Origin of the sequence: Pandoraea sp. XY-2 (genome assembly GCF_004193915.1) — a bacterium.
GTDB lineage: Bacteria > Pseudomonadota > Gammaproteobacteria > Burkholderiales > Burkholderiaceae > Pandoraea > Pandoraea cepalis.
This window is the reverse complement of record NZ_CP030849.1, coordinates 39,688-62,697: the sequence shown is the minus strand read 5'-3', so window position 1 is coordinate 62,697 and position 23,010 is coordinate 39,688. Positions and strand designations below refer to the sequence as shown.

The window sequence follows — 23,010 nt, the reverse complement described above, 5'->3', positions numbered from 1 at the left end:
AAGGTGACATCAATGAGTAGCGTCAACATCGAACGGCATTCCGTCGTCGCATCTGCCATAAAGACGGATAGTTTTGGAAACCCCATTGACCCGACGGTGGGCTTCGCGCGTGGCTCCATCATCAAATCCAGTATCGAAGAAGCCCTTCGTCTTCGACACGGCCAACACATCGCAGCGCAGCGGGTACGACTGCTGGGGTCTGAGTCGATTGGCGTGTTCACAGGCAACCAACGCGACTTTCCGATCGTTCCCGACGACATCGCAACGTTGTGCGAGGAGTGGGTGGGTCCCGGGCTCGCGGCAGAAGAGTTGCGCCAAGTCGCCATCGGTCATATGGGCGGTCGCTCGGCTGACGCGGTTGCGACCTTCAATCGCACGAGTGCCGGCATCATTGCGACTATTGCGGCGTTGGCCGGCGGCTTGCCGGTGGTATCGGTCGTTCCGCCGGGCGGACGTTCGCACGCCTCTGTCGTTCGCGGCGCCAAAATTGCCGGCGTGCCTGTGGTCGAGGCTCAGGGCGACAAGGGTTGGCAGGGCGCCATTAACGAGCACCGACCGGCACTCGTCGTCATTACCACCGTGACCAGTAGCCTGGAGCGAATGCAAGACGGCGTTACCACGCAAGTCATCCAATATGCCCACACCTCAGGCGCAAAAGTATTTCTCGACGAAGCCTATGGTGCCCGCCTGCGTACGGTCCTCCATCGCGGGCAGTTGAGTCTGCAGTTAGGCGCCGATATCTCCATCACGAACTGCGACAAGGCGGGTCTGTCTGGCCCGCGCGCCGGCGTGTTGGTCGGGCGAGCCGACCTGGTCACGGCCGCCGGTGCCAAGGGCGCGGAGTTTGGCATGGAGGCGCGCGCGCCGATCACCGCTGCGGTACTTCGCTCGCTCAAGAAGTATGAGCCTGACGACTTGCGCAAGGAAGCGGAGGCCGGCCAGAAGCTCGCCGCAGTGCTGGAGGAGACGCTTGGACGGGACCTCGTCCAGCGAAGCGACCTCGGGCCCATGGTCGAAGAAGACGCCGTCCTGCGCGTGCTGTTACGCATGGCGGGCAAAGATGGTTCGACACCGGTCGTGGTCCCGTGCGAGGCGACTTCGGCACTCGGGATGATCCTCTTGCAAGATCATGGCGTGCTGACGGTCAACACGCACGGCCAGCCTGGCGCGCGCGTTTCGCTGCGCCTGAAACCCACGCTTGACGCATTGGATCGCGTTGGCGGATTTGACGCGGTGGTTCATGCGGTTATGGATTCGCTGGAAAAGGTCGCGCAAGTCATAGGCGACCGCGCCGCCATTTCGCAAATCATCATTGGTAAGTGACTATGTCGACGGCAAATTTCTCTGCAATTGATAATCGCCTGGATGCTCTGGTCTCGCTCGACCTGGGCGGCCGCGGCGTCGAACACCTTTACACAGCCGCGCGCGAGCGTCAGGGAGGCTCGTTGGTCGGCGCGGCGGCGGATGCGTTGGCTGCCATTCCTGAGCGTTCGAACGTTTTTGTAACGACCGGTTCCGTGTCTCGCGCCTGGATTTCTCCCACCATCGGGGAGAACGATGGGCCTGCCGGGCTGGCCGCGATCGTTCGTGCGCTGTCGTTGGCGAAGAAGGCGCTCTGCATCGCGTTCGTCGAAGAAACGCTTATCGAGAGCACATCGGCCATTCTGACAACGGCAGGACTGACGGTGCTCCCTTACGAGCAGGCAACGATTGCGCGCGACGACGGCAGTCTTGCAGTGGTCAGCGTTGAACCGTTTCCGATCGACGATGTGAATGCGAAGGAAGCGTCGCGTGCGTTGATTGCCAAGTACCAGCCTGCGCTTTTCTTCTCAACCGAGCGCGTTGGCCGCAACGTGGATGGCATCTATTGCAGCATGCGCGGCATCGACTACGGCATGGGGCGCGCTCGCATCGATTTCATGTTCGACGAAGCGCGATCCCAAGGCATCGCCACGGTCGCTGTGGGTGATGGCGGTAATGAAATCGGCATGGGCGTTGTCGCCGATGCCGTGCGCAAGCATGTGAAGTTCGGCGACGCCAGGCCAGACGGCTCACCGGGCATCGGCGCGGTAACGGGGACGGATGCTCTGGTCACCGCGGCGTGCTCAAACTGGGGCTGCTACGCCATCGCGGGCGCATTTGCCGCCCGGATGGGAAGGCGTTCGCTGGCTCACACGCCCCCGCTGGAAGCGGCACTATTGCGACGGGGCGTCGATGTCGGATTGATCAATTCGGTCGATAACGTTGTTGACGGCAACGTCGACGGTCTTCCTGAAGCGACGCACCTCGCCGTCGTCCAGATGATTTCAACCATCATTGCGCCGGTGTTCAAATGACCCAATCCAATGCTGATGACGCCGGGGCCCGCATTGACGATGCCGCGCAGAACGCGCGAGACGCGCAAGCTCGAACGAAGTCGTCCGCCTACCAGGTGATGCTCACGATGCCGATGACGATGCTCGCCGGCAACGTATCCGAACGCCCGGATGTCAGTACCGTCGCCATCCTCGGTTACAACTAGTCGAATCCAGATGGAAACGAGTGACTTGCATCGAATCATTATTATTGGCGGCGGCGCCGGCGGCCTGGAGCTGGCCACCCGTCTTGGTGAAACGATGGGACGCAGGAATCAAGCCCAGGTGACCCTCGTCGACCGGTGCCGAACCCATGTGTGGAAGCCCCTGCTCCACGAGGTCGCGGCAGGCAGCCTGGATACCGAGGCGCACCAATTGGAGTACGCGGCACAGGCTCATTGGCATCATTTCGGGTTTGTGCAAGGCGAATTGGTGGGGCTGGACCGAACTGAAAAGACACTGCGGTTGGCTCCCGTGTTGTCATGGGATTCCAGCGAAGAAGTGCTTCCGGCCCGAGAACTGAAATACGACACGCTGGTATTGGCGCTCGGCAGCCAAACCAATTTCTTCGGTGTGCCCGGCGCGCAAGAGAACTCGACGCCGCTGGACTGTCTGGAGCAGGCGGAAAAGCTACGCAGACAGCTCATGCAAAGCTGCATTCGCGAAGCCTCGAAAATGGCAGAAGGGAAAGCATCCGACGGTGTTCACGTTGCAATTATCGGTGGCGGCGCGACCGGAGTAGAGCTATCGGCGGAACTTCGTCGAATGGAGACGGCATTTCGCAAGTTCGGCTTGTACGCTCGTCGACACGGCAGCGATATCAACATCAGCTTGATTGAAGCCGGGCCTCGAATACTACCGGCGCTATCGGAGCGCGTGGCGACGACCACGACAGATTTGCTTCGACGTCTCGGAATCCACGTATTCGTCGGAGACCCCGTCACCGACGTGGGGGCCAGCGAAGTCATGACAAAGAGCGGACGGCGCCTGCCTGCTGACATCACCATCTGGTCAGCGGGCATCAAGGCACCGGATGTTCTGACAGGATTGGATGGCCTGGAAGTCAATCGATTGAATCAGGTCAAAGTGACGAATCGTCTGCAATCTGAGTCCGACGAGAGCATTTTTGCGCTCGGCGATTGCGCAAGTTGCTCATGGCGGGGGGCCCAGTTTGTGCCTCCCAGGGCTCAAGCAGCTCACCAGCAGGCTACGTTTCTTGCCAAGGCGCTGCGGGCGCGCGTCAACGGACGCGCGCTCCCCGAGTTCCGATATACGGACCACGGGTCTCTTGTGTCTCTGGGCGGGGCCTCAGCAGTGGGAAGCCTGATGGGCGGGATTGTCGGAGGAAACATCCTGATCCAGGGTCTGTTGGCACGATTCATGTACGCCGCGTTATATCGGAAGCACATTGCGACCGTTGCCGGCTTCCGTCGAATGCTTGTCGATGCCACCGTGCACGGGCTTCGACGAATCGGGATGCCAAGAGTCAAGCTTCATTGAGGGTGGCCGAGGTCATGTGGTCTATCGGCTCAAGTCATCCACCGAGCCATGAGCGATATCAAACTTGCGAACGTCATGAGTAACCCCATAAGCCTTTCGAGCATTCGAGATCTGTTCCCTGTCACGAAACACTTGATTTACCTGGACGCAGCACACCAGACGCCGCTGTCCACACCGGTACGCCGCGCGATCGAGGGATTCCTCGATGAGGGATATGAGGCGGCAGGCCCGAAACCGGTTTGGATGCGGCGCGTGGAGGAGGCGCGCGCGTGCACGGCGCGATTCATTCACGCGTCGCCCGGCGAGATTGCATTCACCAAGAACACGTCGGAAGGGCTGAACATCGCGGCCAACGCGGTTCCCCTGAAAGCCGGTGACAACGTAGTGCTGATCGAAGGCGATCATCCAAACAACGCTTACGCTTGGCTCAATCTGCAGCGCAAGGGTATCGAGGTTCGCTTTGCCAAGCTGACTTCCAACACCGATGTGGCAGACGCAAATATCTTTGCGCCATTGATTGACCACCGCACGAAGGTCATCACCCTATCGCATGTCACGTTCCATGCCGGACAGCGTCACGACATCGCCAGCATCGGCAGGCTATGCCGTGAGCGAGACATCTACCTGATTGTCGATGCCATGCAGTCAGTGGGGGTGTTGCCGCTGGACGTCGATGCGCTCGGCGTCGACATGCTCGCGGCAGGTTGCCACAAGGGATTGTTGGTTCCGCAGGGACTTGGATTTCTGTATGTGCGCGCCGGGCTGACTGAACTACAGCCGACGTACCTCGCAATGTCGGCAATGGCTCGGCCGCCAGCGGACTACATTGCCCGACCGGACGACATGGGAATACGCGACGATGCAAGCCGGTTCGAACTCGGCAATTTCAACCTGCCGCATTTGCATGCGCTAATGGCGTCCGTTGACTTGATCGAGCGCATTGGTCCGACGAACGTTGAAGAGCACGTCTTGTCGCTTGGAGACCGCCTCATCGGCAAGCTTGACGAATTGGGTGTGCCGCTGGTGGGACCGCGAGAGCGAGCGGCTCGATCCCACATTTATGTGCTGGCGCTTCCGGCGCAGACGTGGGCCGATTACTTTGCAGAGAATCGGGTTCGTATCTCCCCGGAACGGGATGGCGTGCGCATCTCGTTTGGCATCTTCAACACCAGCGAAGATGTCGACAACGTGGTTGAAATCATTCGACGAAGGTTGGAAACAGTGGGGGCCGGGACACCTGCACGTTGATTTCCGCTTGCTGTCCAATCGGCGGAGCTTGGTGTGTCCCGAGATACTGCTGCCGAGCCAGTCTTGCAATGGTGGAGCTTTCGGCGCCAACGAGGCAAGGTTGCGGCAGCAATGGACCGTCAATGGCTTTTACTCGACCCGCAACGTGCCCTTCATGGTTCGGTGAAATCGACAGAAGTAGGGAAAGCTTCCCTTCCTTGTCGCCGTGAACCGCCATGACTCGCCTGGCGCTATGTCCTTCGAGTCGAAGCCCCCCGATTGCGCGCTGACCGTGTGGGGGTAGGGGTCATGGTTGACCCACATGACCGTCTCGCCCACCTTGACGGTCAAATCCGGCGGTGCGTATTGCATGCTGTCTATCGTGACGGTGTGGGCCGCCGGCTCGGCGCAAACGGTCTGCGCCGCGCTCACCGCCAAACCCAGGCTCAACGTCATCAGCAAAGCGATCGATGGGTATCGCATGGCCTAGTGATACGACTTGGTGGCCAGTTCGCTTTGGATATGTTTCGCGTGTTCCAAATGCGCGACGAAGGCCGGCCGAACCTTGACCAGCAGCGCCTTCAACTCATCATTCTTGGCGCTTGGAATGAGGGTTTTGTCCATCACGTCGATCACCGCCTCGTGATAGGCAACTTCGTGGTCTACGTAGGCGCGATCGAATGTCTTCCCCTTGAGTCCCTTCAGCGACTGGATGTTCTTGTCGCCGCCCGCCTTCAGGCTCTGGCTCGTGGGGTTGTCTTCAGGCGTGACCTTCAGCTTCTCGACAAGGGCCACGGCCGATTGATTGACACCGGTATGGTCGACGACCATCCGCTTGGCAAACGCCTTCACGTCTTTGCTTGCTGCCTTGGACTCGGCGAGTTTGCCGGCGTCGATATCGACCTGATTCGCCGTGACGACGATCGATGCAATCTGGGCATCGTTTGGCGCAGCATCCTGCGCCATGGCAGTTTGCGCCGCAACGGCGAACATGCCGGATAAGAGAATGCTTGCAATCTTCATGATATTGAACCTCCGTTTTCCTACCCGTGAAAAAGTCCCCTGTGATCCCGATCAGTGCGATCGAACCATCCCGCGCCGGCGAAGCGCGTCGAGAACGTGATGAACCACCGCGTCACAATCCGCCCCGGCAAAGCTGAAAGTACTTTGCAGGTAGGGTTTCACTTGCTCGGCCAGAGACTGACGCAGCATCGTGCGAGCGCGTAAGAACCGTGTCTTGACCACGTCGTCGCTGACGTCCAGGCAGTAGGCCGTTTGCGCGACGCTCATGTCCTCGACGGCGCGCAGGATGAACACGGACCGGTAGATGGCGGGCAGATTCTCGACCGCCGCCTGCAAAACGTCGCGCACTTGGCTGCGCTCGGCCATGACGTCGGGCGAGTCCCCGCTGGAGGTGCGCAAAGCCATGCTGTTCTCCGGTGAACGTTCGCTGGGCGAATCGTCGTAGTCGAGCGCCACTTCCCGCTGAGCAATCCGGCCTTGCTTGCGTTGCGCCGATAGCGCGGCGTTGATCGTGATACGCGCCAACCAGGTGCTCAATGCGGCCTCGCCGCGAAACGACTCAAGCCGAGTGAAGGCATGCAAGTAAGCTTCCTGCACGACGTCCCGGGCTTCCTCGTCGCTCGACACCACGCCACGCGCCGTGCGGAACAACAACCGGTTGTTGCGCCGCATGATGGCTTCGAAGGCGGCGCCGTCACCGGCGCGAGCACTGGCGACCAGTTCCGCGTCCGTTCTGGCATCAAAGGCCGGTGGCATAGGCAGACTCCGCTGAGGACGCAGTTGAAGAAATTGTTTGTTTTCGCCCATTAGACGCGCGCTGCGGCAAAAAAGTGACAACGAAAGCGGTGGAGGTCGGGGCCGGTCTTCGCCCGCCCCGCTGCCGCGACCCAATCCCCCAACCACGCAAGGCCCTCAAGTCTTATATAAGACATAAGACATAAGACGTTTGATCTTATTTGGCTTAAGGACTAAAATCACGGGAAACGCAGTCTTGGAACAAGCCTCGGAGGGCTGACCCCCTCCCCCCGAAACGAATTGCCAGCAGGTCTTCTCATGCTCGAAAACTATCGTGTTCACGTGGCCGCCCGCGCCGCGCTTGGTATTCCGCCCCTGCCGCTGACGGCACAGCAGACCGCTGAACTGGTCGAGCTGCTGACCAATCCGCCGGCGGGTGAAGCCGAAACGCTGCTCGAGCTCATCACGAACCGCGTCCCGGCCGGGGTGGACGAAGCCGCTCGCGTGAAGGCCGGCTTCCTCGCCGCCGTCGCCAAGGGTGAGACCGCCTGCTCGCTCATCTCGCGCGCCCGTGCGACCGAACTGCTCGGCACCATGCTGGGCGGCTACAACATCCAGCCGCTCATCGAGCTGCTGTCCGACGCCGAAGTCGGCACCGTCGCTGCCGAGGCCCTCAAGAAAACCCTCCTGATGTTCGATCAGTTCCATGACGTCAAGGAACTGGCCGACAAGGGCAATGCCAACGCCCGCGCCGTGCTGCAAAGCTGGGCCGACGCCGAATGGTTCACCAGCCGTCCGGAAGTGCCGCAGAGCCTGACCATCACCGTATTCAAGGTGACGGGCGAAACCAACACCGACGACCTCTCGCCGGCCCCGGACGCCACGACGCGCCCGGATATCCCGATGCACGCGCTGGCGATGCTCAAGAACGCGCGCCCCGGCATCACCCCGGAAGAAGACGGCAAGCGCGGCCCGATCAAGTTCATCGAATCGCTCAAGGAAAAGGGCCATCTCGTCGCCTATGTGGGCGACGTGGTCGGCACCGGCTCCTCGCGCAAGTCGGCCACCAACTCGGTGCTGTGGTTCACGGGCGAAGACATCCCCTTCATCCCGAACAAGCGTTTCGGCGGCGTGTGCCTGGGCAGCAAGATCGCCCCGATCTTCTACAACACGATGGAAGACGCCGGCGCACTGCCGATCGAACTCGACGTGTCGAAGATGGAAATGGGCGATGTGGTCGAACTGCGCCCGTACGAGGGCAAGGCCCTCAAGAACGGCGAAGTGATTGCCGAATTCCAGGTCAAGTCCGACGTGCTGTTCGACGAAGTGCGTGCCGGCGGCCGTATTCCGCTGATCATCGGCCGCGGCCTCACGGCCAAGGCACGTGAAGCGCTGGGCTTGCCCGCGTCGACTCTGTTCCGTCTGCCGCAGCAACCGGTCGACAACGGCCGCGGCTTCTCGCTGGCGCAAAAGATGGTTGGACGCGCCTGCGGCCTGCCTGAAGGCCAGGGGATCCGCCCGGGCACGTACTGCGAACCGAAGATGACCTCGGTCGGCTCGCAGGACACCACGGGGCCGATGACCCGCGACGAACTCAAGGATCTGGCATGCCTCGGCTTCTCGGCCGATCTCGTCATGCAATCGTTCTGCCACACGGCCGCGTATCCGAAGCCCGTGGACGTGAAGACGCACCAGACCCTGCCGAACTTCATCAGCACGCGCGGCGGCATTGCGCTGCGTCCGGGCGACGGCGTGATTCACTCGTGGCTCAACCGCATGTTGCTGCCGGACACCGTCGGCACGGGCGGCGACTCGCACACGCGCTTCCCGATCGGCATCAGCTTCCCGGCGGGCTCGGGTCTGGTCGCCTTCGCCGCTGCCACCGGCACGATGCCGCTGGACATGCCGGAATCGGTGCTCGTGCGCTTCAAGGGCAAGATGCAGCCGGGCGTCACGCTGCGCGATCTGGTCAACGCGATTCCGCTGTACGCCATCAAGCAAGGCTTGCTGACGGTGGCCAAGCAGGGCAAGAAGAACATCTTCTCCGGTCGTGTGCTCGAAATCGAAGGCCTGCCCGATCTGAAGGTCGAGCAAGCGTTCGAACTCTCGGATGCCTCCGCCGAACGTTCGGCCGCCGGTTGCACGGTGCACCTGAACAAGGAACCGATCATCGAGTACCTCAACAGCAACGTCACGCTGCTGAAGTGGATGATTGCGCAGGGCTACCAGGATCCGCGCAGCCTGCAACGCCGCATCGCGGCCATGGAGCAGTGGCTGGCCGATCCGCAACTGCTGTCGCCGGATGCCGACGCCGAGTACGCTGCCGTCATCGAAATCGATCTGGCCGACATCCACGAACCGATCGTGGCCTGCCCGAACGATCCGGACGACGTGAAGACGTTGTCGGACGTGGCTGGTGCGAAGATCGACGAAGTGTTTATCGGTTCGTGCATGACCAACATTGGTCACTTCCGTGCGGCATCGAAGCTGCTCGAAGGCAAGCGCGACATTCCGGTCAAGCTGTGGGTGGCGCCGCCGACGAAGATGGACCAGAAGCAGTTGACCGAAGAAGGTCACTACGGCGTGTTCGGTACGGCGGGTGCGCGCACGGAAATGCCGGGCTGTTCGCTGTGCATGGGTAACCAGGCACAGGTGCGCGAAGGTGCAACGGTCATGTCGACGTCGACCCGCAACTTCCCGAACCGTCTGGGCAAGAACACGAACGTGTATCTGGGCTCGGCGGAACTGGCGGCGATCTGCTCGCGCCTGGGCAAGATCCCGAGCAAAGAGGAGTACATGGCCGACATGGGCGTGCTCGCCACCGACGGCGACAAGATCTACAAGTATATGAACTTCGATCAGATCCAAGACTTCAAGGAAGTCGCCGACACGGTGCAGATGTAAGTTTGATGGCGCGTTACGGTACTTTGCTTGTGCCGTAATGCGATAAGCACGGCGAAATGGCGCCGCGAACTGAACGTTCGCGGCGCCATTTTTGCTTCAACTGCCGCATTTGCACTTGGAGCATTGGGTGCGATTGTGCGTGTGGTTGCACACGTAGCCGTTAGCGCGTTCACGTACCGCTCAGCACGTAAGTCTTGGTGCAGGACCGATCTATCACCGCTGGACGGGGCTGCAGCGAAGTTGGGTACCCAGCCGGGACTCAATGGAGGAAAACCCTGCCGGGCTCGAAAACGTTGACTTGGATTAATGATCGGCAGACCGCTGGCGCGTACAGTCCAGAAAAGGCGGACATATCGCGAGTCAAGGAGGGTTCAATGCAGCGGCATTCGACTGGCCTCACTCAAATCGTCTGGGTACTCGTATGCGTAATGACACTATGTTCCAGGTCAGCGGATGCAGTGCCCTCGTTCGCACGCCAGACGGGCATGTCCTGCGTGGCGTGTCACGTCAGCTTTCCCGAACTCACACCGTTCGGGCGATACTTCAAGATGACGGGATACACGCTGTCGAACTACGGCACAGTCCCGCTTTCGGCGATGTTGCAGGTTTCGCGTACCAACACGCAGACTATCGACCAAACGAACTACGATTTCGTCAGAAACGGGGGCTTGCGGTCCAGCAAGGCAGTATCTTCTATGCGGGACGCGTATACGACCATGTGGGCGCGTTTGCGCAATGGAGCTATGACGGTATAGGCCATCACAGCGCACTCGACAACACCGATATTCGAGCTGCCGGTCACTTCACTGCGGCGGATGTTGACTTCATCTACGGTATTACGATGAACAATAACCCGACCGTCTCCGATGTCTGGAACAGTACACCGGCTTTCGGCTTTCCCTATGCATCGTCCAGCGTAGGGGTGTCACCGTTGGCATCGACGCTAATCGATGGCAGTCTCGCGCAGCAGGTGGTTGGTGCGGCAGCCTATGCATTTTGGCAACGAAGCATTTACGTAGAGTTCGGCGCCTATCGAACTGCTGACCAGATTTTTTCCCTATTCCGCGCGGGCAGGACACCGCATCGCCTGGTGGCGTGGCGAGACTGAGTGGCGCGGCCCCGTACTGGCGGGTTGCCTACAATCGCGAGTGGGGCGGTCACTCATGGATGCTTGGAGCGATGGGATTGTCCGCCAACAAGTATCCCGACAATACGCTACCTGGCACCCCAACCGACCGTTTCCGTGATTATGCAATTGATACGCAGTATCAATTCCTGACACTGACTCACGCCGTGTCATTACAGTTCATGTGGATTCACGAACTGCAAGATTGGCGCGCAAGCTTTCCCGGCGGCGGTATCGGTGCCGGCCCCACGCCGGCCAATGCGGCCGACCATCTAGATACGATCAAGGCCAAGGCATCGTACATCTATCAGCGCAAGTACGGTGGCGCATTGGCCTACTTCTCGACAACTGGCAATCGCGATGTAGGCCTTTATGGGCCTACACCGGTGACGGGAAGCGCTAACGGGCTTCCCGATACACAGGGCGTCATCTTTGAACTCGACTATCTGCCGGTTCCACAGGTGAAATTCTCCGTGCAGTACACCGCTTTCCTCAAGTTCAACGGGGCGCGTTTCAACTACGACGGAAACGGTAGAAATGCCAGCGATAACAATACGCTTTACTTGCTAGGCTGGTTCATGTTCTGAGCACGCTTGCATCCATCCGAATGGGAGAGTCCTCATGAGCGCCAAACGTTTTACTCTCGGGGAATGGTCGTTGACGATTCTCGCGGTTTGTATGGCCGGGCTCAGCCAAACGGCCCTTGGGCAAAACGCAGAGAAGCTGGCGGCCCAACTGTGTGCCACATGCCATGGCGTGACCGGTCATAGCGAGTCGCCCATGTTTCCGCGACTGGATGGACAAACGCCCCAGTATCTTGAAGCCCAATTGAAGGGATTCCGGAATCATGCTCGGGGAGAGAGCGATGCCCGAGCGTATATGTGGGGTATCGCCTCACAATTGGACGACGGCACAATTTCGGCATTAGCCGAGTATTACGGACATCAAAACGCGCCTCCAGGCGCTGCCGGCGCTCCCGACCAGATGGCGATGGGCAAGGACATCTTCGAGCACGGCATTGCCGCGCAAGGGGTGCCCGCCTGCGCGGCGTGCCATGGCCCGCATGCCGAAGGTAACGGCACATTCCCTCGCTTGGCCGGGCAGCATCAGGCCTACCTGCTGCGGCAGATTGAGGTGTTCAAGGCCGGCACGCGAGCCAACGCACCCATGATGAGCGCAGTGGCGCACACGTTGACGGATGTACAAGCGACGGCAGTCGCGGCATACCTGCAGTCGCAGTAATGGCGCTATGACGATATGGCGTTCGTGGCCGCCCCAAGAAGTCGACCGACGTTTTTTCCAACGTGCGCATCATGGCAACACCTCCGAATGGATCTTGTCATTCCTTGGAGTGTTGCGTGCCGCGGACGCTAAAGCCGAGTGCCGCTCGAACCGGGGAGACGTCGTCGAGATATACGGCGAACAAGTCGCCTCTGTTTCAATGAGGCTTCCGGTTTGAGCTGCCAGGCGAGACGCATCGCAGCGCACTCATGCATTCAGTTCAGCGATGATGCGCTCCGCAAGAAAATCACAGGGCTGTCGGTTGGACGTGACACTTCGCGCAAGCACGATCTCGAGCGTGCCAATCTCCGGCAGACCATGCGCCGCCCCGAGCAAAGTAAAATCAGACGGCACGGCACATCGCGCTAGCGGCGTAATGGCGAGGCCGGCGCGCGCCATCGTCAGCAGGCCCAGCAGGCTCGGACTCTCATACGACGTTCGATAGGCGATCTTTGCGCGCTCCAGACTCCGAATCGCCTTCTCGCGCGCGACGCTTCCCGGCAAGAACACTGCGATGGGCAGTGGCCGCTCTCGCCAAATGTCGGTCGCGCCCGGGGCGGCCGCCCACACCATCGGCTCGTGCCGCAAGAACTCGCCGGTCAGTCCTTTGACCCGCGTTGCGCACACGAGGTCCACCGTACCGTCGCGCAGCATCGGCGCCAGTGCAACGCTGGGCAAGCCAATCACCTGGATTTCGACCTTGGGATAGCTCGCCGAGAATTTCTTGAGAATCGGCGGGAAGAGCGACGACGCGTAATCGTCCGGTACGCCGATCACCACGCGGCCCGTCACGTCCGGCCGCACGACCGCCGCCCAGGCCTCGTCGCGCAGCGCGATGATCCGCCGCGCGTATGCCAGAAGCACCTCGCCGTCTTGCGTCGGTACCACGCTGCGCGGCTTACGCACGAAGAGCGCTTTGCCCAGCGCCGATTCCAGCGCCTTGATCTGCATGCTCACCGCCGATTGCGAGCGGTGCACGAGATCGGCGGCTCGGCTGATCGTGCCCGTATCGGCCACGGCGACGATCATGGTGAGCACGCCAACGTCGAGGGCTTTCATCTCGGTACTCATGGGCACTGCCTCGCGTAGATGCATCAGAAAAACTGAAAGATTGCATCAATATTATGCGATTTTCTTTTCCATCGCGTTGGCGCAAAGTTTGGGAAAACGGAGTCTTGACCATGAATGCCCACACACCCCTGACGACGCTGGCCCTTGCCGGTGTGCAGCCGCAACCCAATTTTGCGGCCATTGCGTCAGGCGCCTCGGTGCCCTACGTGGAAGCCGGAAGCGGCGAGCCGATGGTCTTTGTGCATGGGTCGTTGTGCGATTACCGCTATTGGGATCCGCAGCTCGCCGCGTTGTCGGAGCACTTCCGGTGCTTCGCGCCGAGCCTGGGTCACTATTGGCCGGAAACGCACGCGTTCGGGCACGGTGACTTCAGTTGGGAGGCGCACGTGGTGGAGATGGCGGAGTTCATCGAGGCGTTGGGCCTTGGCGCCGTACATCTGGTCGGCCATTCACGTGGGGGCTGCGTGGCGTTTCATCTGGCGCGCCAATACCCCCACCTCGTGAAGACGCTCACGCTGGCCGACCCCGGCGGCCCGTTGCAGGTGACGCCGCAAGCGGACACCGGCAAATTGCCGCCCGCTACGCAATTGTTGAGAGCCACGGCGGCCGAGTTGATCGAGCAAGGCAAATTCGACGCCGGCCTGAACCTGTTCGTGGACTCGGTCACCCTGCCGGGATTCTGGAGCAAGAGCACCCAGAGCTTTCGCAGGATGGCGCTGGACAATGCGGTCACGCTGCCAAAGCAGTTGCGCGATCCGCTGCCCGCCTATACCCGTGAAGCGGCCCGTGAAATTCAGTGCCGAACACTGTTGATCGATGGGCAGAAGAGCCCGCGCATGTTCCGGAACACCGTCGAGAAACTTCACGAGTGGATCGGACATGCTGAACGTCAAACCATCGCGGGTGCCTCGCATGGGATGAACATCGCAAATCCTGGCGCGTTTAATCGGGCGCTTGTGCAACTGGCTGGGTAGTGGTTCTGTATGGGTTGTTGACAGTGGCACTGAACCGCCCCGGATTTGAAGCGCCCCCCAACACCTGAAATGGGTAGACTTACAACAGGCCGGCCGCCACCGTAGCGGCGAGCCGCCACCACGCGGCCAAGCCCTTTCCCATGATGTCCAACCCTTGAAGTCAAGCCCCCTCGTTCGTCATCACACCCGTGGCGCACGATCGCGCCCGGGGCATATGACGGTCTGCCCACATTCCTTATGCATACGTCGGCTTCCCGCCCGTGCGCCCCCGGTTCCTTCATTGTCAATCGTCCAGCGACTGATCGTTGGGCGATTGGAACACTGCTTTGAGCTTCTGGCTGAGCGGCAGATTCAGGTTGATGTTCTGCGGCGGAATCGGCGACATGAACCACTTCTGATAGAGCTTGTAGGCGTCGCCGCTCGTCTGCATGCGGGCAATCGTCCGGTCGACGATCGCCTTGAGCGCGGGGTCGTTCTTCGGCAGCATGCAGGCGATGGCCTCGAACGTCTGCGGCTCGCCGGTAACGATGTACTCGTCGGACTTGTTCGCCTTCGCCAGTTCGGCCGACAGAACGTCCGAGTCCATGAAGAACGCCGCCGCCCGGCCTTGCTGCACCATCATGAAGCCCTGCGCGTGATCTACGGCCGCCACGATCGCCACGTTCAGCTTGTTATCCGCGATGCGCTTGCGCAGATAGCGCTCCGACGTGGTGCCCGCGGTCACCGCGATCGTCTTGCCGTTGATATCGTTGAACGACTTGATCCCCGAGCTTTTCTTCGTGAGCAGACGCGTTTCCGTGATCGAGATGGTGTTCGAGAACTCGACCTGCTTGCGGCGCTCCGCATTGTTTGTGGTACCGCCGCATTCGAAGTTGATGGTGCCGTTCTGCACCAGTGCAATGCGGTTCTGCGCCGTAATCGGCATCATTCGTACTTGCAGATTGGGCGCGTCGATTTCCTTCCGGATCTCGTCGACGATCCGCATGGCAATGTCCTGCGAATAACCGATCACCTTCTGACCGTTGTCGTAGTACGAATACGGCACTGACGACTCCCGGTTGCCCAGCACGATCACATTGTTTTCCTTGATCGTCTTAAGCGACCCGGTGAGCGGCGTGGCGGCCTGGGTATTCGCCACGCTGCCCATCAACGCCAACAACACAACCCCGTAGTTCGTGAATTTCATCGTCTCGTCTCCACCCGCCTTCGACAGCGGTCACTTATGGTTATGGACCGACGGATTCGCCGGCCGGAATGCGCGTCACCGCATCACTTCAATGCGGCGCACGCGCGTGCGATGCGTGTGCACGCCTCGCGCAGGTTCTCCATCGACGTGGCAAACGAGAGCCGGAACGACGGCGATATGCCGAATGCCTCGCCCTGAATCACGGCCACGTCCTGCGTATCGAGCAGGTACAGAATGAAGTCGGTGTCGTTGGTGATGACCTTCCCTTCCGGCGTGGTCTTGCCGATCACGCCCGCGCACGACGGGTAGGCGTAGAACGCCCCGACCGGCTTCGCGCAGTGCAATCCCTCCACCGCATTGAGCTGATCAACGACCAGATCGCGGCGCGCCGTGTACTGTGCCTTCCAGTCGACGAGGAAGTCGCGCGTGCCGGTCATCGCGGCGAGCGCGCCTGCCTGACTGATCGCCGATGGGCTGCTGGTGCTCTGCGACTGCAACTTCGCAATCGCCTTGATGAGATCGCGCGGGCCGCCTGCGAAACCGATGCGCCATCCGGTCATCGCATACGCCTTCGAAACGCCGTTCACGGTAAGCGTGCGATCGAGCAGATGCGGGTTGACCTGTGCAAACGTCACGAACGCCTCGTCGTCGTAGACGAGGTACTCGTAAATGTCGTCCGTGAGCACCATCACGTTCGGATGGCGAGCGACCACGTCGCCCAGCCGTTGCAGTTCCTCACGCGTGTAGGTCGCACCCGTCGGGTTGCACGGCGAATTCAGGATGAGCCACTTGGTGCGCGGCGTAATCGCGCTTTCCAGTTGCGCGGCGGTGAGCTTGTAGCCGTTCTCGGCGAGGCAATCGACGATGACCGGCGTGCCGCCATTAAGCAGCGTCATGTCGGGATACGACACCCAGTAAGGTGCGGCGATGATGACTTCGTCCCCGTCGTCCACCGTGCTCGTGAGCGCGTTGAAGATGATCTGCTTGCCGCCATTGGCAACCGTCACCTGATCGACGCCGTAGTCGAGTCCGTTCTCGCGGCGGAATTTCTCGCAGATGGCCTGCTTGAGCTCCGGCGTGCCGTCGACGACGGTGTAGCGCGTCTTGCCCGCCTTCATGGCGGCGTAAGCGGCTTCGATAATGTGGTCTGGCGTGTCGAAGTCAGGCTCGCCGGCGGTCAGGCCGATGATGTTCCGGCCTTGCGCGCGCAGCGCCTTGACGCGTCCCGTCGCCATCGAACTGGGCGACGGCTTGATGCGGCCCATGCGGGTAGCCAACAAACTCATGATGTTTCGATTCCGTAGAAATGAGAGGCAGGGAAGCGGGGGACAGCGATCAGGCGATCACGCCGAGCTTGCGCAGACGTTCGTCGATCCACTCGCGCTTGTCCTTGCCCGCTCGGATGGCGATCTTGCGTTGATCTTCGCGAGCGGCCTGCTCGCGCGCCTTGCCGAGCACATAGGTCCACTGATCGGGAGGAACGGCCACGACGCCGTCTTCGTCGCCGACGATGAGATCCCCCGGGTTGATGACCAGCCCGCCGATGCTCACCGGCACGTTGACCTCGCCCGGGCCTTCTTTGAAAGGTCCCCGGTGTGTGTTGCCACGGGCGTAGCAGGGAAAGTCGGCCGCACGGAACGCGCCGATGTCGCGCACGGCGCCATCGATCACGAAACCGGCGATGCCGCGCACTTCGGCGTGGATCTGCATCAGTTCGCCGACCAGCGCCTGCGTCACGTCGCCGCTGGCGTCGACGACAATCACGTCGCCGGGCGCGGCCATGTCCATGGCCTTGTGAATCATCATGTTGTCGCCCGGCCGAACTTTCGCCGTAATCGCACGCCCCACGAGGCGCTTGCCTGCGTGATAGGGACGCAGCCCCTGCACACCGCAGATGCGCTGCATGCTGTCGCTGATGTGCGACGTGACGATGTTGGCGTAGGCATCGAGAATGTCGGCGGGGATCGGTGCGGGCATCGGCAACACGCGGAATCCGGCCTGATGGTGTTCGTTCATGGTGACCTCTTCGGAAATGGGAAAGACGTAGGGTGGATGCCGTCCGTCAGAGCGTGCGGTGTTCGCGCAGGTAAGGCACCAGCCCACCGGCGTTCAGAATCTGAAGAATCTCCGGCGCAATCTGTGCGCCAGGCAACGGGGTGGCGTCGTCGTTGATCCAGACTTCCGTGCGCTCGCCGAAGACGACGCGCACCGTATCGCCCTCACGAATGTGCGACGTGTCGCATTCGATCGCGTACAACCCGTTGTTGATGGCGTTGCGGAAATAGGTGCGCGCAAAGGTCTGCGCCAGCACCACGCGAATGCCTGCCCCGACGACAGCCGTCACGGCAACTTCCATGGCCGAGCCGCAACCGAAGTTCTTGCCCGCGACGATTACGTCGCCTGTCAGCACGCTCTGTGCGAACTCGGGATGCGTGGTTTCGAACAGGTATTGACGCAGCACTTGCGGGTCGAGCGAGTCGCGCTTTCGGCGCGAGGAGATGATGTAGTCGGTGTTGACGTCGTCGCCAAAACAGCGGGCGCGACCTTCAAGGGTTTGGGCGTGAGTTTGGGCTTGAGCGTTCATGAGCGATGGCGTATTGGATTCGGGAACGGGAACGTCACTCGCTCAGCGATGGCCGAGTTGCGACGGCGCCACGAGATAGCCGGCCACTGCACTGGCCGCGCACACCTGCGGCGAGGCCAGATAAATGTTTGCGGTGGCGTTGCCCATGCGGCCCTTGAAATTGCGGTTGGCGGTCGACACCACGTTAATGCCGTCGCCCGGGATCGCACCACCGGTGCCACAGCATGAGCCGCAGCCAGGCGTGACGACAATCGCGCCGAAAGCGAGGAAATCTGCCAGTTCGCCGCCACGCACGAGGTCTTCCATGACCTCACGCGATGCGGGCGTCACCACGAGCTGAACGCCCGGGGCCGGGCCGCCGTGCTCGCGCAGCACCGCGAGGGCTTCGCGGAAGTCCTTGACGCGTCCGCCCGTGCAGGTGCCGAGATACGCCATATGGATCGGCGTGTGCCCGAGTTCGGACACCGTCACCACGTTATCGACCTGATGCGGGCGCGCCACGTTGGGCTCGACCGTCGACAGATCGAGCATGAGCCGCGAGGCGTAATCGGCGTCGTCATCGGCGAACAGGTCTTCCAACTCGTCCGGATCGCCTTGCCACGGACGTTGCGCAAGATAGGCACGTGCGATGTCATCGACGGGAAACAGGGCGTTCTTCGCGCCCATTTCGATGACCATGTTCGCGATCACGAGCCGGTCGTCGAAATCGAGTGCAGCGATGCCGTCGCCGTGGAATTCGAGCGTCTGATAAGCGGCACCGTCAGCGCCGAGTCGCCGCGCCAGCGCGAGTGCAATGTCCTTGCCTCCCACGCCTGCGCCGGGTGCGCCGGTCAATTCGACGCGAATGCTCTCGGGCACCTTGAGCCAGACCTTGCCCGACATCATGACGCCTGCCAGATCGGACGATCCGATGCCGGTGGCAAAGCAACCGGTCGCGCCGTACATGACCGAGTGGCTGTCGGCGCCGACGAGCAGGCGGCCTGGTCGCGCGTAGCCATGTTCGACCATGAGCTGATGGCCGATGCCTGCCCCGACGTCAAAGACCTTCACGTCGTGCGCCGAGGCGAAGCGGCGGATGCGCGCCTGCAACAGTGCGGATTTCGCCGACGGCGCGGGCGCGTAGTGATCGAACGCGAAGATCAGTTGTTCGGGGCGCAGCGGCGCGGTGCCGCCCATGGCGTCGAAATAATCGAGCGCCATCGGCACGGACGCGTCCGTGCCCAGCGCGAAGTCGACCGTGCAGATGGCAATCTCGCCGGCGCGCACCGTCCGGCCCGCTTTACGGGAAAGCAACTTTTCGGAAAGCGTCTGACCTGCCATGTCCCCACTCCTTGCGACTCGTTTGCCGCACGTATGCTTCGTGCGTCTCTTGCAGACAAGTATGGGGATGACGCCGTTTTGAAACTAGCGAATAAAAGGCGTCTTCAAGCCGGAAAAATTTTCACGCTTCGCGCGCAGAGTGGCGGGAAGCCGCGCCGGGTCAGCTCGCAGAGGGGGAGGTAGGGGCCGACGGAGGCTGCGCGGGCTGGAAGGTCGGCTTGCGGAAATCGCACAGGCGCTGCGCCAGCGAGGCGATATCGGCGTTGAATGCCACCGGACCGTCGTTGCGATAGACGGCGTAGTACCGCACGGTCGGCAGCGGCTCGTCCGCGGGCATGCGCTTGAGCAGCCCCTGCTGCACCAGATCGTCGAAATACAGGTCGGGCAAGTAACTCACACCGAAACCGGCCACGGTGAGCGCACTGAGTGCATTCAGGCTGTTGCCCGCGTACATGCGGCGAATCGCCAGCCCTTTGGTCTGAAACCAGCGATCGAACACGGCGTCCACGCCGGAGGTGTCGATCTGCATCAGGATCGGATGTTGGGCGATTTCGTTCAGGGCAAGCGTGCGCGACGTGTCGACGAGCGAAGGGCTGCACATCCATTGCAGCGCCATCGTGTCGAGCGGCACGGCGGTGAAACCGGGACCGGTGGCCGTGAGCGGAATGATCGCCAGATCGATTTCGGCGCGCTGCAACTTCACCGTAAGCGCCGTGCTCAGATCGATCTCCGGCTCGATGGAGACGAGCGGATACGTTTCGCGCATCTCCTGCACCAGCTTCGGCAACCATGTCAGGCCGATCAGCTCCGTGACACCGATGCGATACCGGCGCACCACGTCCACCGGCTTGCCCATGCGCTCCAGCAGACGGTCGCGCAGTTGCAGGATCTCTTCGCCCAGTTCGAGCACCTCGCGCCCTTTCGCCGTGAGCTGCATGGTCCGGCCGCTGCGGTCGAACAACGTCGCCCCAAGAAACTCCTCGACCTCGGCAATGCGCTTCGACACGGCGGACTGCGTGGTGTGCAACCGCTCGGCGGCCGCAGCGTGGGTGCCGAGCTTGTTGGCCCAGTAGAGCGCTTCGATTTGCTTGAAGGTGATCATGATCGTTCGTCGGCGATAGGCGTCACGGCGAATTGCGCAACGCGCGCGGCAGCGCAATCTCGGGCAATCCCGTGAAGTTATCGCGTCATGATACGCAAACCGTCGCGGCGTCACCTACTGCGACGCTCACCACACGATCACATACGGTCCGGCTCGTCGTCGTCCACTGCCGACTTGTCGAGATACCCGTTTCACGGCTGCTTGGTCACAAAGCCCGTGGTTCCCTACAGATTGACGGCAGGGACTGATCCGCTCGGCCAAATTCGGATTAAAGAAGAAGTGATTGAAACGTGTCGTTGCGCTATTGCAATGACGTGGCGGGCTGATGAAATGTGTTACTTCGGCCATCGCCAGGTCGGTTCGCTCAGGTGCTCGGCAAAGTAGTCCGACAACGCGCTCACCTTCGCCGGCCGTGCCCTCGTCGACGGCGTCACGAAATACAGGCCGCCCTTCGTCAACGACCAGTCGGTGAGGATCGCATCGAGCCGTCCGTCGCTCAGATATTCGCCCGCGATGAACTCCGGCAGCTCTGCGATGCCGAGCCCCTCCAGCAGCATCGGCAGGAGCGCATCGGAATTGGTCACCCGCAGCGGGCCGGTCGGCAGGACATCGCCTCGGTCGCGGGCCTGAGATTAGTGCTTGGCCAATACCACCTTGAGGCGTCGGACGGACGCCACAGCTTCTTCAGCTGTTTCGAAGTTGGCGAACCCCATCAACAAACCTTGTTGCGGTGACTTGCGCATCCGCCAGTTGCTCAGTGCCTGAATGGCGAGCCCTTTAGCTTGAGCAGCCTCCGCCAATATCCGGTCATCCTGCCCGGTATTCAGGCTAGCCAAAACATGGATGCCGCCTGCTTGGGACTGGATATGCAAGAGTTCTCCCATCGTCTGACTCACTGCATCAACCAAATAGCTGCGGCGGGTCGCATACAAGGTTCGCATTTTACGTAGGTGCCTGCCAAAGTGCCCCTGTTCCATAAAATCTGCCACCATGGCCTGGAGAAGAATTGAGCCAGGGCCGGGACAGTGGTTCACAGTATCTCTAAACCTGCCAACTTGAGATGCGGGTACAACCAGATAGCCTAGCCGTAAGCCAGGGAACAGAACTTTGCTAAAAGTACCGGTATAAATTACCCGCCCATCACGATCCAGACTTTTCAACGCCGGCAAGGGGCGACCGTGATAACGGAACTCGCTGTCGTAATCGTCCTCGATAATCCATGCTTCGCTACGGCTCGCCCATTCTAGAAGTTCCAGTCGCCGCGGCAACGACAAGGCAACGCCCATCGGACTTTGGTGCGTAGGAGTAACCACGACGAAACGCGCATGAGCCGCACGTCGTTGACCGATTCTCACGTTCAAACCTTCCTCATCGACCGGCACAGGCTCTAAGCGCATTCCTGCGCGCTCCAAGAACTGTCGGGCGAAGATATATCCTGGCTCCTCGTACCAGCCCAAGTCTCCGGCCTTCAACAGCGCGTGGCACACTACTTCCAGTGCTCCTCGATAACCCGTCGTCACGAACACCTGCTCATGTGAACATGTAATGCCGCGTGAGATGCCCAAATAGGCGGCAATGGCGCGACGTAGGGGTTCATACCCCCCTGGATCGGGATAGGTCATAGCCATCGTCTCCAGAGCCCGCAGGCTTCGTCCAGCTAGACGCGACCAGGCCTTTCGCGGGAATGCATCTAATGCCGGCAAGCCGAGTTGAAACGGGAGCGCTTCACTAAATGCAGCCTGAGGGCGAGGCGACGCTGAGACAAGCGGCACTGACACCTTGGCGTGACTTGGTTCAGCCATGCTCCCAAGCCGGGGGGACACGACTGTTCCGGCAGCGCCGCGCGCTACGAAATAGCCTTCGTTCGCCAACATCTGATAGGCCAATTCGACGGTGCCACGCGCCAGGTTCAGCTCGCTGGCAAGGCTACGCACGGACGGCACGCGATCTCCGGGACGGAGCTTGCCGCTAGCAATCGCCTCTCGGTAGCGCCGATACAACTGCAGATAGATCGGCGCATCGCGCTCTTGGCTCGGTCTCAGGTGCTGCGAGTCCATACGAAATGCCCCATGAAATTATTCAATTCTTACACCTATTCGGTAGGCCATAATTTTCCTAAAGTACTGGCTATTCAACAAGGACTTCACATAAGGAATATCCATATGAACACCTTGCAATTGAGGCATGTCGACGGTGACCAGGATTGCCAGGCGTGCTTTAACGTCATGCGCGAATTGCGCCCTCATTTGACCGATACCGCTACATTTGCCGCGCAAGTGCGTCGTCAGGCTGAACACGGATATCGTCTGCTGGCTGCATGGCAGAACGAACAAGTCAAAGGTTTGGCCGGCTATCGCATCTACGAGAATCTGCTGTATGGACGATTTCTCTACGTCGACGATTTGGTGATAACTTCCGACGCCCGCGGCGAAGGCCTTGGTGGAAAACTGATCAATACGTTGCGCGACGAAGCAAAAAAACAAGGTTGTGCGAATTTCGTTCTGGATACCGCCTTGGGAAATTCCTTTGGGCAACGATTTTATTTCCGTCAAGGCCTTTTGGCCGTGGGGATGCATTTCCGCCAACCGCTGTAATTCGCCCAAGTAACGAACGCGATTGCGCT

Annotated in this window: 22 protein-coding genes and 1 pseudogene; 11 read left to right on the top strand and 12 right to left on the bottom strand. The window is 60.8% G+C overall.

From position 1 onward, the window contains the following. Positions 1-12 precede the first annotated feature (12 nt). The 5 genes from DRB87_RS00225 to DRB87_RS00205 are packed head-to-tail and all read left to right on the top strand — an operon-like array spanning position 13 to position 5,102. Entirely contained in the window at positions 13-1,323 is a 1,311-nt protein-coding gene (locus tag DRB87_RS00225) for a selenocysteine synthase (protein ID WP_130024415.1), read from the top strand. A gap of 2 nt (positions 1,324-1,325) precedes the next feature. Then, positions 1,326-2,336 carry a glutamate cyclase domain-containing protein gene (locus tag DRB87_RS00220; protein WP_130024414.1) on the top strand — a complete coding sequence of 337 codons (1,011 nt, stop codon included), beginning with the start codon at positions 1,326-1,328 and terminating at the stop codon, positions 2,334-2,336. Further along, on the top strand, positions 2,333-2,521 hold the full coding sequence (locus tag DRB87_RS00215) for a hypothetical protein (protein WP_130024413.1): 189 nt from the start codon (positions 2,333-2,335) through the stop codon (positions 2,519-2,521). The genes DRB87_RS00220 and DRB87_RS00215 overlap by 4 nt, the downstream gene beginning before the upstream one ends. A gap of 25 nt (positions 2,522-2,546) precedes the next feature. Continuing rightward, positions 2,547-3,854 carry an NAD(P)/FAD-dependent oxidoreductase gene (locus tag DRB87_RS00210; protein WP_130027632.1) on the top strand — a complete coding sequence of 436 codons (1,308 nt, stop codon included), beginning with the start codon at positions 2,547-2,549 and terminating at the stop codon, positions 3,852-3,854. Between the two features lie 48 nt (positions 3,855-3,902). Further along, positions 3,903-5,102: an aminotransferase class V-fold PLP-dependent enzyme gene (locus DRB87_RS00205; RefSeq protein ID WP_240756121.1), complete on the top strand. Its 1,200-nt coding sequence runs from the start codon at positions 3,903-3,905 to the stop codon at positions 5,100-5,102. 129 nt (positions 5,103-5,231) lie between these two features. On the opposite strand, the gene DRB87_RS00200 is transcribed toward DRB87_RS00205, so the two are convergent. The 3 genes from DRB87_RS00200 to DRB87_RS00190 are packed head-to-tail and all read right to left on the bottom strand — an operon-like array spanning position 5,232 to position 6,860. Further along, entirely contained in the window at positions 5,232-5,537 is a 306-nt protein-coding gene (locus tag DRB87_RS00200) for a cupredoxin family copper-binding protein (RefSeq protein ID WP_130024412.1), read from the bottom strand. A gap of 30 nt (positions 5,538-5,567) precedes the next feature. Further along, a complete protein-coding gene (locus DRB87_RS00195) occupies positions 5,568-6,104 on the bottom strand; it encodes a DUF4142 domain-containing protein (RefSeq protein ID WP_130024411.1) in 537 nt (178 codons plus the stop codon). 51 nt (positions 6,105-6,155) lie between these two features. Further along, the gene (locus DRB87_RS00190) at positions 6,156-6,860 is read right to left on the bottom strand and encodes an RNA polymerase sigma factor (RefSeq protein WP_130024410.1); all 705 of its coding nucleotides are present in this window, start codon (positions 6,858-6,860) and stop codon (positions 6,156-6,158) included. A 297-nt stretch (positions 6,861-7,157) separates the two neighbouring features. Here DRB87_RS00190 and acnB point away from each other — a divergent pair, with 297 nt between their 5' ends. The 4 genes from acnB (at position 7,158) to DRB87_RS00175 (ending at position 12,111) form a co-directional block, all read left to right on the top strand. Beyond that, positions 7,158-9,743 (top strand): bifunctional aconitate hydratase 2/2-methylisocitrate dehydratase, encoded by a 2,586-nt coding sequence (acnB, locus tag DRB87_RS00185; protein WP_130024409.1) that lies wholly within the window; start codon positions 7,158-7,160, stop codon positions 9,741-9,743. A 421-nt stretch (positions 9,744-10,164) separates the two neighbouring features. After that, positions 10,165-10,851, top strand: coding sequence for a hypothetical protein (locus tag DRB87_RS23340; protein ID WP_240756120.1), 687 nt, complete (start codon positions 10,165-10,167; stop codon positions 10,849-10,851). A gap of 77 nt (positions 10,852-10,928) precedes the next feature. After that, complete coding sequence (locus tag DRB87_RS23335; RefSeq protein ID WP_240756119.1) at positions 10,929-11,456, top strand: hypothetical protein; 528 nt, start codon at positions 10,929-10,931, stop codon at positions 11,454-11,456. Between the two features lie 91 nt (positions 11,457-11,547). Continuing rightward, on the top strand, positions 11,548-12,111 hold the full coding sequence (locus DRB87_RS00175) for a cytochrome c (protein ID WP_240756350.1): 564 nt from the start codon (positions 11,548-11,550) through the stop codon (positions 12,109-12,111). 246 nt (positions 12,112-12,357) lie between these two features. Here the strand turns inward: DRB87_RS00175 and DRB87_RS00170 are convergent, their stop codons facing one another. After that, on the bottom strand, positions 12,358-13,209 hold the full coding sequence (locus tag DRB87_RS00170; RefSeq protein WP_174966511.1) for a LysR substrate-binding domain-containing protein: 852 nt from the start codon (positions 13,207-13,209) through the stop codon (positions 12,358-12,360). Between the two features lie 122 nt (positions 13,210-13,331). Between DRB87_RS00170 and DRB87_RS00165 the strand changes: the two genes are divergently transcribed. Continuing rightward, positions 13,332-14,195: an alpha/beta fold hydrolase gene (locus DRB87_RS00165; RefSeq protein WP_130024406.1), complete on the top strand. Its 864-nt coding sequence runs from the start codon at positions 13,332-13,334 to the stop codon at positions 14,193-14,195. A gap of 283 nt (positions 14,196-14,478) precedes the next feature. Here DRB87_RS00165 and DRB87_RS00160 read toward each other — a convergent pair whose 3' ends face one another. The 8 genes and pseudogenes from DRB87_RS00160 to DRB87_RS00125 form a co-directional block, all read right to left on the bottom strand. Next, positions 14,479-15,381, bottom strand: coding sequence for a glutamate/aspartate ABC transporter substrate-binding protein (locus tag DRB87_RS00160; RefSeq protein WP_130024405.1), 903 nt, complete (start codon positions 15,379-15,381; stop codon positions 14,479-14,481). Between the two features lie 83 nt (positions 15,382-15,464). After that, complete coding sequence (locus tag DRB87_RS00155) at positions 15,465-16,667, bottom strand: aminotransferase class I/II-fold pyridoxal phosphate-dependent enzyme (RefSeq protein ID WP_130024404.1); 1,203 nt, start codon at positions 16,665-16,667, stop codon at positions 15,465-15,467. Between the two features lie 49 nt (positions 16,668-16,716). After that, positions 16,717-17,397, bottom strand: coding sequence for an RraA family protein (locus tag DRB87_RS00150; protein WP_130024403.1), 681 nt, complete (start codon positions 17,395-17,397; stop codon positions 16,717-16,719). 46 nt (positions 17,398-17,443) lie between these two features. Next, positions 17,444-17,965, bottom strand: a complete 522-nt coding sequence (locus DRB87_RS00145; RefSeq protein ID WP_130024402.1) for an alpha-IPM isomerase — start codon at positions 17,963-17,965, stop codon at positions 17,444-17,446. 42 nt (positions 17,966-18,007) lie between these two features. Then, positions 18,008-19,285, bottom strand: coding sequence for an aconitase/3-isopropylmalate dehydratase large subunit family protein (locus DRB87_RS00140; RefSeq protein WP_130024401.1), 1,278 nt, complete (start codon positions 19,283-19,285; stop codon positions 18,008-18,010). A gap of 160 nt (positions 19,286-19,445) precedes the next feature. Then, entirely contained in the window at positions 19,446-20,387 is a 942-nt protein-coding gene (locus tag DRB87_RS00135; protein WP_130024400.1) for a LysR family transcriptional regulator, read from the bottom strand. Between the two features lie 335 nt (positions 20,388-20,722). Beyond that, positions 20,723-20,998, bottom strand: a pseudogene (locus tag DRB87_RS00130) (LysR substrate-binding domain-containing protein); the annotation flags it as partial. 21 nt (positions 20,999-21,019) lie between these two features. After that, positions 21,020-22,444 carry a PLP-dependent aminotransferase family protein gene (locus tag DRB87_RS00125; RefSeq protein ID WP_130024399.1) on the bottom strand — a complete coding sequence of 475 codons (1,425 nt, stop codon included), beginning with the start codon at positions 22,442-22,444 and terminating at the stop codon, positions 21,020-21,022. Positions 22,445-22,549: 105 nt separating this feature from the next. Here DRB87_RS00125 and DRB87_RS00120 point away from each other — a divergent pair, with 105 nt between their 5' ends. Continuing rightward, positions 22,550-22,981 (top strand): GNAT family N-acetyltransferase, encoded by a 432-nt coding sequence (locus DRB87_RS00120; RefSeq protein ID WP_130027630.1) that lies wholly within the window; start codon positions 22,550-22,552, stop codon positions 22,979-22,981. The last annotated feature ends 29 nt before the right edge of the window (positions 22,982-23,010 follow it).